Source organism: Nostoc flagelliforme FACHB-838, assembly GCF_014698065.1.
Lineage (GTDB): Bacteria > Cyanobacteriota > Cyanobacteriia > Cyanobacteriales > Nostocaceae > Nostoc > Nostoc flagelliforme_B.
The window spans coordinates 19188-31858 of record NZ_JACJSI010000075.1 but is presented as its reverse complement, the minus strand read 5'-3'; the positions used below and the strand labels follow the sequence as shown (position 1 = coordinate 31858).

The 12671-nt window shown below is 44.5% G+C and carries 11 protein-coding genes and 1 pseudogene; 10 read left to right on the top strand and 2 right to left on the bottom strand.

Going from position 1 to position 12671, the window contains the following annotated elements; all coding sequences use genetic code 11:
- Nucleotides 1-88: 88 nt before the first annotated feature.
- Nucleotides 89-298 carry a hypothetical protein gene (locus H6G97_RS26370; RefSeq protein WP_190943547.1) on the bottom strand — a complete coding sequence of 70 codons (210 nt, stop codon included), beginning with the start codon at nucleotides 296-298 and terminating at the stop codon, nucleotides 89-91.
- A 199-nt stretch (nucleotides 299-497) separates the two neighbouring features.
- On the opposite strand from H6G97_RS26370, the gene dinB reads away from it, so the two are divergent.
- The 3 genes and pseudogenes from dinB to H6G97_RS26355 form a co-directional block, all read left to right on the top strand.
- The gene (gene dinB, locus H6G97_RS26365) at nucleotides 498-1427 is read left to right on the top strand and encodes a DNA polymerase IV (RefSeq protein WP_199349654.1); all 930 of its coding nucleotides are present in this window, start codon (nucleotides 498-500) and stop codon (nucleotides 1425-1427) included.
- A 704-nt stretch (nucleotides 1428-2131) separates the two neighbouring features.
- Nucleotides 2132-4033, top strand: a complete 1902-nt coding sequence (ltrA, locus tag H6G97_RS26360; RefSeq protein ID WP_338421849.1) for a group II intron reverse transcriptase/maturase — start codon at nucleotides 2132-2134, stop codon at nucleotides 4031-4033.
- Nucleotides 4034-4130: 97 nt separating this feature from the next.
- Nucleotides 4131-4346 (top strand): annotated as a pseudogene (locus H6G97_RS26355) (DinB/UmuC family translesion DNA polymerase); the annotation flags it as partial.
- 47 nt (nucleotides 4347-4393) lie between these two features.
- On the opposite strand, the gene H6G97_RS26350 reads toward H6G97_RS26355, so the two are convergent.
- Nucleotides 4394-4678: a hypothetical protein gene (locus tag H6G97_RS26350; protein WP_199349661.1), complete on the bottom strand. Its 285-nt coding sequence runs from the start codon at nucleotides 4676-4678 to the stop codon at nucleotides 4394-4396.
- Nucleotides 4679-5233: 555 nt separating this feature from the next.
- Between H6G97_RS26350 and H6G97_RS26345 the strand changes: the two genes are divergently transcribed.
- The 7 genes from H6G97_RS26345 (at nucleotide 5234) to H6G97_RS26320 (ending at nucleotide 12539) form a co-directional block, all read left to right on the top strand.
- Complete coding sequence (locus H6G97_RS26345; RefSeq protein WP_190943545.1) at nucleotides 5234-5470, top strand: hypothetical protein; 237 nt, start codon at nucleotides 5234-5236, stop codon at nucleotides 5468-5470.
- A 108-nt stretch (nucleotides 5471-5578) separates the two neighbouring features.
- Nucleotides 5579-6088 carry a GNAT family N-acetyltransferase gene (locus H6G97_RS26340; RefSeq protein ID WP_190943544.1) on the top strand — a complete coding sequence of 170 codons (510 nt, stop codon included), beginning with the start codon at nucleotides 5579-5581 and terminating at the stop codon, nucleotides 6086-6088.
- Between the two features lie 442 nt (nucleotides 6089-6530).
- Entirely contained in the window at nucleotides 6531-6791 is a 261-nt protein-coding gene (locus H6G97_RS26335; RefSeq protein WP_190943543.1) for a DUF7219 family protein, read from the top strand.
- Nucleotides 6792-7012: 221 nt separating this feature from the next.
- A complete protein-coding gene (locus tag H6G97_RS26330; protein WP_190943542.1) occupies nucleotides 7013-7285 on the top strand; it encodes a helix-turn-helix domain-containing protein in 273 nt (90 codons plus the stop codon).
- A 12-nt stretch (nucleotides 7286-7297) separates the two neighbouring features.
- Complete coding sequence (locus H6G97_RS26325) at nucleotides 7298-11461, top strand: PAS domain S-box protein (protein ID WP_190943541.1); 4164 nt, start codon at nucleotides 7298-7300, stop codon at nucleotides 11459-11461.
- Nucleotides 11462-11935: 474 nt separating this feature from the next.
- Nucleotides 11936-12067, top strand: coding sequence for a hypothetical protein (locus H6G97_RS54875; RefSeq protein WP_277883335.1), 132 nt, complete (start codon nucleotides 11936-11938; stop codon nucleotides 12065-12067).
- Nucleotides 12068-12125: 58 nt separating this feature from the next.
- Nucleotides 12126-12539 carry a response regulator gene (locus H6G97_RS26320; protein WP_190943540.1) on the top strand — a complete coding sequence of 138 codons (414 nt, stop codon included), beginning with the start codon at nucleotides 12126-12128 and terminating at the stop codon, nucleotides 12537-12539.
- Nucleotides 12540-12671 lie beyond the last annotated feature (132 nt).

Below are 12671 nucleotides of genomic sequence, written 5' to 3'. Positions count from 1 at the left end.
GATACTAAGTTCCCAGCAGATGATTTTTGCGTCATATATCATATTTTATAACGCCGTGTCTACCAATCTACATTCTGATTTTTTCTTTCTACCCCGATTTACCGAGCGGATACCTATCAAACATCTGCTGACAAGTTTTTTGGAGGACAGTATCTAGGTATTCATTATAGGCAGGCTCACCCATGTCAGTAAATTCCGGCAGATCCGCAAAATGATCCATATAAAATAGCCAGATATCGGACAAGTCTGCGTCATTAGTGAGTTTTTGCTTAAGTTCTTGCAATCGGTCGATATTCATATTGTGGATATTGAGGAGATGGGGCAAACAGACAGTACTGTTAAAAAATTATCAATTATTTTTACGTTAATCGGGGATAAAGAATTGTCACCAAAGGGTTCTACGAAATGGTGACGGACTTAGAACAAGAGACTAGTGCTAGTGTACTATAGGATTTCTAATTTAGGATTTAATTTGCTCGTGGCATAGTGCGTAAAAAATGAGACTGCTTGTGGTGGGGCTACCCTTGGGACAAGAATCTGTCGCTAGAACCAGGAAAATAGTTCACGTTGATATGGATGCCTTCTACGCATCGGTAGAGCAGAGGGATAACCCTAGCTACCGAGGCAAGCCGTTAGTCGTCGGTGGCAGTCCGAATCAGCGAGGCGTAGTTGCAGCCGCCAGTTATGAAGCCAGAAAATTCGGTATTCACTCAGCAATGCCTTCAATAACTGCGATCGCTCGTTGCCCTGGGCTAATCTTTGTCAGACCGAGATTCGACGTTTACCGAGAGATTTCCACTTCAATCCACGCTATCTTCAAACGCTATACTGACTTAGTGGAAGGGGTTGCATTAGATGAAGCATATTTGGACGTTACTGAAAATAAGCAAAGTATCCCCTACGCTTCTACTATCGCAAGACACATCAAAACTGCAATTTTCCAGGAAACTCAGTTGACGGCAACCGCAGGCGTGTCAATTAACAAGTTTCTTGCAAAAATGGCATCAGGACAGAATAAACCCAATGGACTGACGGTGATTTTACCGGAGGATGCGATCGCATTTGTAGAGCAGCTGCCGATTGAGAAGTTTCACGGCATTGGAGAAGTGACGGCGGCGAAGATGCATTCACTGGGGATTGATACTGGCGCAGATTTGAAAATGCGATCGCTCTTGGAGTTAATACACCACTTTGGTAAAGCAGGTCATTATTACTACAAGATTGCCAGGGCAGAAGATGACCGACCAGTTGAAGCGAATCGGGTTCGCAAGTCCGTTGGTGCAGAAACCTCGTTTGCACAGGACTTAAGCGATGTCGGTCAGATGTTGCAAGAACTTGAACAGATTGCCCAAATCGTCGAGCAACGGTTAGAGCAGCACGAAACGCGTGGCCGCACATTAACATTGAGTGCGATTCGTTCAGTCTAAACCGAGTAATCGGGGGATGACTGGCTTTGATTGAGTAACCCATAAAGGGTGGAGTTCGCACTTTAAGCCTCAATCAATGACAACTCACTATCCATGTAGGTGTGGAAATCTAGCCGAGCCAACAGCTAAGAAAGCTAGAAGAGAAAGGGAAAGATTGAAGTTACCAACTTGAATTATAACCCAATCAAAATACACCAAGTCCTACTGTCCCGGTGCGGGATTAAAAGCACACAAACTACCAGAATTATGGTAGCCCCTACATCCGAGACTGATTATCAAAGGTGTAAAGCGGGGGTGAAAGCAGAAATAGGTGGTAATTGCTGAAAGCACCTACTGCAAGCAAGAGTCTATGGGTAGAACAAGCAAAGTGTCATCTGAACCATCGTCATAATGTACCAAGGGTTATAAAGCTAGTGGCATAAACCACCCTACTTGGAACGGGAAAATCCGACAAAGGTAGAGACTATCAGGATTTCAGGACCGCGATAGCGCACCTCTCGCAACCTCGGTGGATAGACACGCCCTAAAGACTCAATTATGGATACTGGGAACGAAACAACCCTTCATGCTCTCCTGAAATTGGTAACAGGTAGGTATCAGCCATAAGACATGAAGGCGCAGGATGACTCAAGAAGCAAATGCCTAACCCGAATTAACGGGTAATGCCTTAAAAAGGGATGGCGTAATTGCCGGGATAAGCAGACGTGAGCCGCAGTGTGGGAAAACTAGAGGTAACAGTAGCAATGCAAAAGCCTAATTTGGATTCAGAACAACTGAATACCGAGGGATGGAAAGACATCAATTGGCGACAAGCCGAAAGATATGTTTTTAAGTTGCAAAAACGCATCTACGCTGCTTCCCGCCGTGGCGATGTCAAGCAATGCCGTAAACTCCAGCATACGCTGATGAGGTCTTGGTCTAACAGGGTGTTAGCGGTACGACGGGTTACACAGGACAACCAAGGTAAAAAGACGGCAGGTGTGGATGGACTAAAATCACTGTCCCCAAAAGCACGTCTTGAACTTGCAGGGCAATTAAAACTAACTGGAAAGTCCAAACCCACCCGTAGAGTATGGATTCCAAAACCAGGAAGAGAAGAAAAACGCCCACTAGGAACACCGACAATGTACGACCGCGCACTACAAGCCGTAGTAAAAGCTGCACTTGAGCCAGAATGGGAGGCAATTTTTGAACCAAACTCCTATGGCTTTAGACCCGGAAGGTCATGCCACGATGCGATAAAACAAATTAAAAACTGTATTCAAGGCAAGGCTAAATACGTGTTAGACGCGGATATAGCCAAATGTTTTGACCGCATCAACCATGAAGCACTGCTCCAAAAGTTGAACATCTTGGGCAAAGTCAGGCAACAAATTAAAGCCTGGTTAAAATCCGGGGTGATAGACAAAGGAGCATTTACTGCCACATTTGAGGGTACGCCGCAAGGTGGGGTCATCTCTCCACTATTGGCAAACATAGCCCTCCACGGTTTAGAAAATCACCTGATAAAATATGCCGAAACATTACCTGGAAGAAAGCGGGAGAACCGCGATAATCTTGGATTTATAAGGTACGCAGATGATTTTGTGGTTCTCCACAAAGATAAAGCCGTTGTCCAAAGATGTCGAGAAATTATCTCGGAATGGTTAGCTGGTATAGGACTTGAATTAAAACCTGAAAAAACCAGGCTAACTCACACATTCCTACCGGAATTAAGCGAGAATGGTAAAGCCGGATTCGACTTTTTGGGTCATCACATCCGACAATACCCTGCCGGGAAATACCGGAGCAATATAAACTCAAAAGGTAGAATATTAGGTTTTAACACACTCATCACCCCATCCGCGAAGGCAAGTAAGGCTCATACTGAGGAAATCGGAAAGATCATCAAAAAACATAGGTCAACTCCCCAAGCAGTTCTCATAAAAGACCTTAACCCTGTCATAAGGGGATGGACTTCTTTCTACACAAAATCCGATGTCAAAAACGTTGGAGAATTATCTAAACAAGATTACCTCACATACCTGAAACTTCGACGATGGGCAAAACGCCGATGTGGAACAGCAAAAGCAGGTTTAGATAAATACTGGACTTCCATAGATGGTGATAACTGGGTATTCGCAACCAGGGAGGGGACAGCGAACCCCCTCCGGTTATTAAAACACAGTCAGTTTGAATGCAGTAGCACTGATTATGTAAAAGTTAAAAGCGATAAAAGCCCCTACGATGGCGACACAGTTTACTGGAGTAAAAGACTAGGGATACACCCCCAAATGCCTAATCGTAAGGCTAAGTTACTTAAGCTACAATTGGGTAAATGTCCTTGGTGCAGCTTAAGCTTCCAAGAATGGGATGTTTTAGAAGTAGACCACATCATCCCCAGAGCCATTGGCGGCAAGGATGAGTACAAAAATCTGCAATTATTACATCGGCACTGTCACGACGAAAAGACCGCACTTGACTTAATAGAAATTCGGAAAAAAGACCACTCAAAATTCCGCGAGAAACTTTCTCAATTTTGGAATAAATCTAACTGGGAGTGGATATATGATATTCCTAATTTCATAGGTCAAAAGGTGAGGGAGTCCGACTTGACAAATGGATAACACACTGAGTAGCCGTGTGCGGTGAAAATCGCAAGCACGGTTCCGAATGGGAGGGGTGATGCAGTAATGCACACCTCGACCCTACCAAGTTAAATTCTCTGACTATCAGCAGTTAACCCGCAGTAAAACAATGCTTGCTCCCATCAGTGAACTATCTACGATTTTCGAGATAGCCAAAGCATTGTTTGAGTCGATTGATCTGGAGAATCGGAGCATTAGGTTGTTGGGCATTTCCTTGTCCAATTTGGATAACGCCAAACAAACCCAAGTAATTCAATTGCCACTATTTCAAAATGCAGGCATTATATCTTAGCGTAGGCTAGCAAGAACCGCAGGCATAGTGCTGTTTAAATAATTGACTCACCCACGACAAAAATCATCAACCCTCAACTCGCGCCACACATCAGACGGTTGCCACCCGGAGTTACCCACAGAGCGGAGGGGACGATAGTGTTCAGAAATGTATTCAGATTCGGAAACATAGTCTTCAATGTACACAGGTGGATTTGGTTCAATTACTGGTTCAGGAATATTTTGGCTCTCAGGAATCTCAATAGGTTCAGCCGGTGTTGGGGTTACTTCTGTTTTCTTGCGAATTGGGTTAGGGTTTTTTTTGATGAGTCGTTTCATATCTATAGGAATCATTCGGCTTTCCACAAAGAACGGATATCCCAGAATACAAGAAGTTCTCAGCGAATCAGAGACATTTTGCCAAAAAGTTGTATGGGCGTGGATTGCTTTTTAGGGACAAAAGCCAGCTTAATTTGGCATTAATACAACTCGATCGCTGTACCCCTCAAGTCACCCATTCAGATAATAGTTGCTCAAAATGACTCTTTTTTCTTCTCTGTATACAAAGGCGAAAATGAGAAGTTGATTGTCTCTAGGGTTGCGATCGCTGCCATTGAGCAGTGCCAATAAATTTATATATTCTATTGAGATGAATAACTCAGTAACTGGCTACAACTATTTATTTACTTTTCCATGACTTGGAAAAAATCTTTAATTATTTTTTAATATTTCCATTAAGTGATGTCCTCAAACCCTTACAGCCTCTTACTACTCTAGATACAAATTAACTATTTCTTCTCAAGTATCTTTAGGTAGAACTTATAAATTTATAGAATTCGTAGGATTTTAAACGGAAACTTATTTTAGTTGATGTAGTTTCAAAATAAGACTTATATTATCTGTTGAACAATGCCAAGTAGTTACTTTACATCAGTACAAGAGAGAGAAAAAATATTTTGCACAGAATTGGTTAAGTACGGTGTGGAGTATGAAAAAGCGGTTATAGCAGCTAAAATTATAGCTTCTGGGCAAGGGGATGAGCATTTATCACCCTCAGAGATAGAAATCGTTAAAGATGCTTGCAAAAAGTGGTCAGAACAGAATCAGCGCTTAAAGCGTTTGAAAGCTGTTGTAAATCAAATTTAGTTTAAGTTGAAAACAAGTTTCATGCAGTACCCAGGAAGTAATAGGAACAATCAGCCCAATTTCATCAGCATAATAAATAGTTAGACATCAATAACAAGGTGTTCGACTATGAGAGTTATTGAAACAGAGCGTTTAGTTCTTCGGCGGCTGACAGTTGAAGATAGCGAGTTCATTCTTGAGATATTGAATGACCCTTTGTGGTTGCGCTTTATTGGTGATAAAGGCGTGAGAAGTCTTGATGATGCTCGTAAATATATTTTAAAGAATCCGGTTGCTATGTATGAGCGTCTAGGCTTCGGGTTGTATTTGGTTGAGCTAAAGGAGAAGAGCGTCTCGATTGGAATTTGCGGTTTGATAAAAAGAGATTCCTTGGAGGATGTGGATGTTGGGTTTGCCTTTCTTCCTAAGTTTCGGGGAAAAGGATACGCCTATGAATCTGCTTCTGCTGTTATGATGTATGGGAGAAAAACCTTTGGCTTAACTCGTATTGTCGCTATCACTACACCGGACAATTATGGTTCAGCAAAGCTACTCAAAAAACTAGGACTAAGCTTTGAGCGAATGATTAAACTATCTAATGATAGTAAAAGTGTTAGTTTGTTCATTTCTGATGTCTAACAATTGCAGTGTAACGCATTAAAGAAAGCCGCTCATGCTAAGTTCGAGTTTTTAGCAACCTTTGATCGCAATCGTTATGCCGCGAATTTCAGTTACCGTCATAAGCATTTCACAAGCTCATCAATGATTGCAATTGTGTGTCTGAACTATCCCAATTCTTGAAGAATTGGGATAGTTGATCTTTTAACGCTTCAGCAGTGTGAATAAGATTAGACTCTTAAGCTGTTTTTAGCTTCATGGCAAGGTCATCTGTCAGCCAAAAAGCTAAATGACTAAAATTCTTCACTTTACATTTGATGATTTGGGACTATGAGTCATACTAAAAAAAAGCTCATGATTCTAGCGATTGCTAACTATATTTCCAAGCAGCCATTTGGTTAAAGAAATAGTTGAAACTGGGTTGACATTATTGGTGAAAATTTATTAGTAAGGAGGTGAAGTCATGAACCAGTCTCAGTCGGAAGACAAAAATAAATTCCTTTACCCTCGTGGTCGCTACTACGGGCAAGTTAAACCAGAAAACTTAGTGTTTAATGCTAACTTGCAAGAATTTGCTCAAAAAGTTGGCATAATCACCAGTTTAGAAAGCAATGGTAAGCTTGACCCAGAAGATGCTTATCAGCAAATTAAGGGGCTTTGGAAACAGTTAGAACACAGTAAGAAGGAACTGGGAATTGGTGAGGAGCCATCGGCAACAGCCTGAAGTTATTCTAATTTAGGGGTAATTATTTCAAACTCATTGTGCCTAAGTGATAGTAAATACATTTTATACTTTCACAAACTAGAGACATCACAACAACCATCTATTAAGCTGTTAATAATTGTTAACGAGCCTCCTAAAGAACAACTTATGTCTTGAGATGTATTGCTTTTTTGTCGAAACTATGCATAAGTATATAAAGGACTTTATAAAATGTGTGCAATATGGCGTTTCATCAGCAATACGTCAGTATTGAGCAGCCAGCCATGAGTCAATTGATTCGAGAACTCCGGCAAACTCTAAAGCTGACCCAGGAGAAGTTTGCGGTTAAGCTTGGGGTGTCCTTCCCAACAATTAATCGCTGGGAAAAAGGACATGCGACTCCCTCTCCTTTAGCCTTTAAGCAAATTGAGATACTTTTGAATCAGCTATCGGAGTCAGATGATGCCACGGTACGAGAACGCTGCCAGTCCATGCGAAGGAAGTACTTTTTATAAGGAATTAAACGCATGAGGGCAGGGAAATTCAGGACAATAGCTGAGAAGTTGTTTGGTGAGGGCGGTGAGTTGGGGGCGTTGCTTCACTCGCACGATTGGTCGCAAACGCCATTGGGTGCTGTCGAAACCTGGTCAGACGACCTGAAAACGGCAGTGCAGATTTTAGTAACTGAACTTGATCAAACTAAGCCATTCCTCAAGACGCAGCCAGATACCCAAGAGCAAAAGAATGGCTCTGCTGAAGCCGCCTTACACCAAGCGAATCAACTCAATGCGTTCCGAGTCAAACTTGCCGATGCCCTTCGTCCGCTCACCGATGCTTCAGAGATACAAGCGCTCGCCGCTCGTACTTTGGGTGAGTCTTTGGGAGTAACTCGTGTTATTTACATCGAAGTGGTGTCGGATGGTAAGGAGGTTATCGTTCATCCCAACTACACTAATGGTGTAGCCCAGTTGAGGGGGCGATACCGCCTGGAAGACTACCGACGCAACCTAAGCACCGATCATCAGGCTGGGCACACCCAAGTTGTCATTGATATTCCCAATAATACGGAATATACGGATGCCCAAAAGACGAGATACGGTGAAATCGATATTGCTGCATACATTGATGTGCCACTGATCAAAAACAATCAATTCGTTGCCCTGCTTGCGGTTCAACAATCCACACCGCGTCAGTGGACAAAAACCGAGGTCAAACTGGTTGAAGAAACCGCAGAACAGACGTGGGCAGCCGTTGAACGTGCCTATGCCGAAGCAGCCCTGCGCGAGTCGGAAGCCAAATATCGCACCTTGTTTGAGTCGATCGATGAGGGCTTTTGCATCGTCGAAATGCTGTTTGACGAGAAGGACACGCCAGTTGATTACCGCTTCTTAGAAATTAATCCAGTATTTGAGCAGCAAAGCGGATTGCAACAAGCTGTCGGTAAAACAGTGCGTCAGTTAATGCCGGATCTAGAAGACTTTTGGATCGCAACCTACGCCAGAGTTGCCTTAACGGGTGAACCCATTCGCTTCGAGAATCGTTCTGCACCGATGAACCGCTGGTTTGATGTCTATGCCTGCCGCACCGGACAACCGGAAGACCGAAAAGTAGCAATCGTATTCAAAGATATTAGCGAACGCAAGCAGGCGGAAGAAATTTCGGGACGAGCCGCCCAATTGGATGCTTTCCGCGTTTGCCTCACCGACGCACTCCGTCTGCTGGCTGACCCAGTGGAAATTCAGGCGACCGCTAGCCGTGTGCTGGGTGAATATCTTGGCGCAAACCGTGTAGCGTACTTCGAGGTTCGTGGCGCGGATTACGTGGTTGAGCAGGATTATGTCAATGGAGCTGATGCACTTGCTGGCCGCTACTCGATTGATTCCTTCGGTCCCAAACTGTTGGCGGCGTATCGGACAGGGCATGTTGTGTCCTCGCCTAATGTATCCGCCGATCCATATCTTTCCCCAGACCAGCAATCCGCTTACGCGGCAATTCAGATTGGGGCATACATCGGCATTCCCCTCATCAAGAAAGGGAAATTTGTGGCAGGACTGGCGGTTCACGCCGCCGCACCACGAGACTGGAAAGCGGAAGAAATTGCCCTGATCGAAGAAGTTGCCGAGCGGACTTGGGCAGCCGTCGAACGCGCCCGTGCCGAAGCCGCCTTGCGGAGGAGTGAGCAACAGTTTCGACTGATGGCAGATGCTGTGCCGCAAATCGTTTGGATTACAGATGTGGAGGGGCGGGTTGAGTTCTTCAACAAGCAATGGAGCGACTATACCGGCATCCCTTACGAACCAACGACAGCAGCAGAGGTCGCTGCTAATTTCGTTCACCCGGAAGATGGGGCTCGAACAGTAGAGGCGTTTAACGAGGCGCGGCGTAGCGGCGGCGTTTTCTCAGTCGAACACCGAATTCGCTCTGCGGCGGGAACCTATCGCTGGTTTCTGGTGCGTGCCGAGCCTTACCGAGATCAGCAAACGGGCGAGATTGTGCGTTGGTTCGGCGCATCAGTCTATATCCACGATCGCAAGCAGGCAGAGGAAGCTTTGCGTGAGCGTGAACAACGCCTATCCATTGCCACCGAAGCTGCTCAATTAGGAATATTCGAGTGGAAAGTGCCAGAGGGGATCATGCTCTGGGAGAACGAGCGACAGTACGAACTGTTCGGACTCACGTCCGCCGATGGTTCAGTCTCGGCTCAAGAATTTTTCGAGAACTACCTGCATCCTCTGGATGCCGAAGCCCTCACAGCCAAACTGAGGGAAGCGATGCAAACGGGCATTTTATTGCAAACAAGTTACCGGATTTGTCGCAAGGACGGGACAACGCGCTGGCTCGAAGTCAATGGACAGTTTGAATTTGCCGCCGATGGTTCACCTCTGCGGTTCATTGGTGTGAATGCTGACATTAGTGATCGCAAACAAGCTGAAGCCATTATCACCACTGACCTTGAAAATACCCGGCTATTGGGCGACTTGAGCGCACGACTGATCGCTGAAGACAACATTCAGGTGCTTTACGATGAAATTGTCTCTGCTGCAATAACCCTGACACGGGCAGATGCTGGTTCAATTCAAACGCTGGATGAATCGACCCAAGAGCTAGTGCTGATCGCCACCCAGGGGATTGATCGAACCGTTACCGATCATTTCCAGCGAGTAACTGCCAGTTCAATCACGTCTTGTGGCTTGGTTCTAGCAACGGGTAAGCGCGCCTTTGTGGATTTTGATGTACCAGAAAGCGAAGACCCGGACGGCTCTCTCCGTCTACATGTAAATACTGGGTTGATTTGTGCCCAATCTACTCCGCTCATCAGCCGTTCAGGTAGACGGATCGGTATGGTTTCAACCCACTGGCGCAACCACCACCGACCGACTGAGCAAGAACTCCGTTTTCTGGATCTGTTGGCGCGTCAAGCTGCCGACTTGATTGAACAACGACAGACTCAAGCCGAACGCCAACAAATTTTAGAACGCGAACAGGCAGCGCGAGAAGAAGCAGTACGAGCCAACCGTATCAAAGATGAATTTCTGGCGGTACTTTCGCACGAGTTGCGATCGCCCCTGAACCCCATCTTGGGGTGGGCGCGGCTACTGCAAAACCGCAAACTTAATGAGGCCCGCAGAGCCGAAGCCTTAAAAACGATCGAACGTAATGCCAAACTCCAAGCACAGCTAATCGAAGACTTACTTGACATCTCCCGCATTATGCAAGGCAAGCTGTCGCTAAGAGCGGCTCCCGTTAGTTTGACGTTCGTCATTTCTGCGGCGATTGAAACCGTGCGTTTGGCAGCAGAGGCGAAACAGATTAGGCTACAGCTTGATCTTGATAATACAGCTGCGCCGATTTCTGGTGATGCTACCCGTTTACAGCAGGTCGTCTGGAATTTGCTCAGTAATGCTGTCAAGTTCACCCCGAATGGTGGACAAGTAACGGTTGAACTGAGGCAACTTAATCAACTGGCTCAAATCCGAGTCATGGACACGGGTAAAGGTATTAATCCGCAATTCTTGCCTTATATGTTTGAGTATTTTCGACAGGAGGATGGTTCAACTACGCGCAAGTTTGGAGGATTGGGATTAGGGTTAGCGATCGCGCGGCAAATTGTCGAAATGCATGGGGGAACCGTGCAAGCCGAGAGCAAGGGTGAAGGGCTTGGCGCAACCTTCATTGTGCAATTGCCAGCGATAAAACAGCCAGCATCAATCGGATCTGAACCTGTCCAAACCCAAACAGGTGCAGGACTGCCACTAGAAGGGATTCACATTTTGCTGGTAGACGATGAGCCAGATACCCGTGAGTTTCAAGCGTTTCTATTGGAACAAAGCGGGGCTCATGTGAGAGCCGTTGCTTCTGGCTTAGAAGCATTGCAAGGCTTAGAACAATCGATTCCCGATCTACTTGTGAGTGATATTGGGATGGCTCAGATGGACGGCTATATGCTAATAGAGCAAATTCGGTCGCGATCACTCCAGCGCGGTGGAATGATTCCAGCTATTGCGTTGACTGCCTATGCCGCAGAGATGGATCAACATCGGGCACTTCAGCTCGGATTTCAAACTCATATCACAAAACCTGTGGAGCCAGAAGTGTTAGTCAGAGCGATTACAGTCTTGCTCCAACCTGGAGAGCGAAAGGTCAAAATCCCGGATTTCTCACCACACCTCGAATGGAGGAGTAATGAGTAAAGAGTAAAGTCTTCACTTATTACTTATTATTGAGTATTTACTATTACTCATCATTAAGTCCTGCTGTAATTCCGAAGGCATCCCCTATAATTTTTGGTTGTTTTAAATCTATATATTTAGATAGATTTAATTTATATCTTATTCCTAATGTTTCTATGAATGGTAAGATACATCACAATGCAAGTTTACAACTGAACTATTAAATTGACGAAATCATGTCTTAAATAAAGATAAACTGTGTAATGCGAACCTTGAGCAGATTCAAGCTGAAATTTTGCAGAAAATTGGTTTTTCCCCTTTTTTTTGCTCCTGCCATCCAAAGCTCGCTGGTGCTGGATAACTTTGAGTTACGTACCCCTCTAAATGCGACGTTGGGATGGTCGCGCTTACTCCTAAATCATCAGCAAGATGAGGTAATGCTCATTCGCTGTTTGGAGATGATCGAGCTTAATGCCAGAATGCAACCTCAACTGATTGAAGACTTATTTAATTGATGTAACTCGCATTGCTCAGGGCAAAATTCGTTTAGAACTCTCTGCAATCGAATTGGCTCGAGTCTTTGAGGCAGCAATTAATGCCCTCAAAACCCTGCAAAAACAGGATTAAGATTTAGCTTTTGTTAGTAAAGGTAGTGTAAAAAGTTACTTGTTCTTAAAAGATGACGATGGAGAGTGTTATTAAGCGTATATTGATTTGTGACGATGTGGCTGATAACTCTTTTCTTCTAAAAACGATTTTACAAGCATCAGACTGTTTGATTGAAATCGTTGATTCAGGTGCAGCAGTGCTAGCTTACCTTGAAACAGCCCCTAACCCACCTGACTTGCTAATATTAGATGTAGTGATGCCAAAAATGGATGGATTTGAAGTTGTTCGTCACCTCCACTCATCGACGAAATTTCAATTTATTCCGATTTTGCTGGTGACAAATTTCGATGAAGATGATGCTGATAAAGCTCTTGATATAAAGATAGATGGGTTCATCAAGAAGCCGATTGACCCTGATATAGTAACTGCTAAAGTTCAAGAAATTTTAGCTCGCGAGCTCACCTACTTAACGCTGATTTGTTTAAGATAACCTTTCACAATCAAAGATCATGTTTGAGTTAATGTTTTAGTTATGTATAAGTTATACAAATTCTGATAAAACATCCCAAAGTTGTAGCTCATATTGGACTTTTTTCTCAGCCCTGAGAATATTGACAAATAC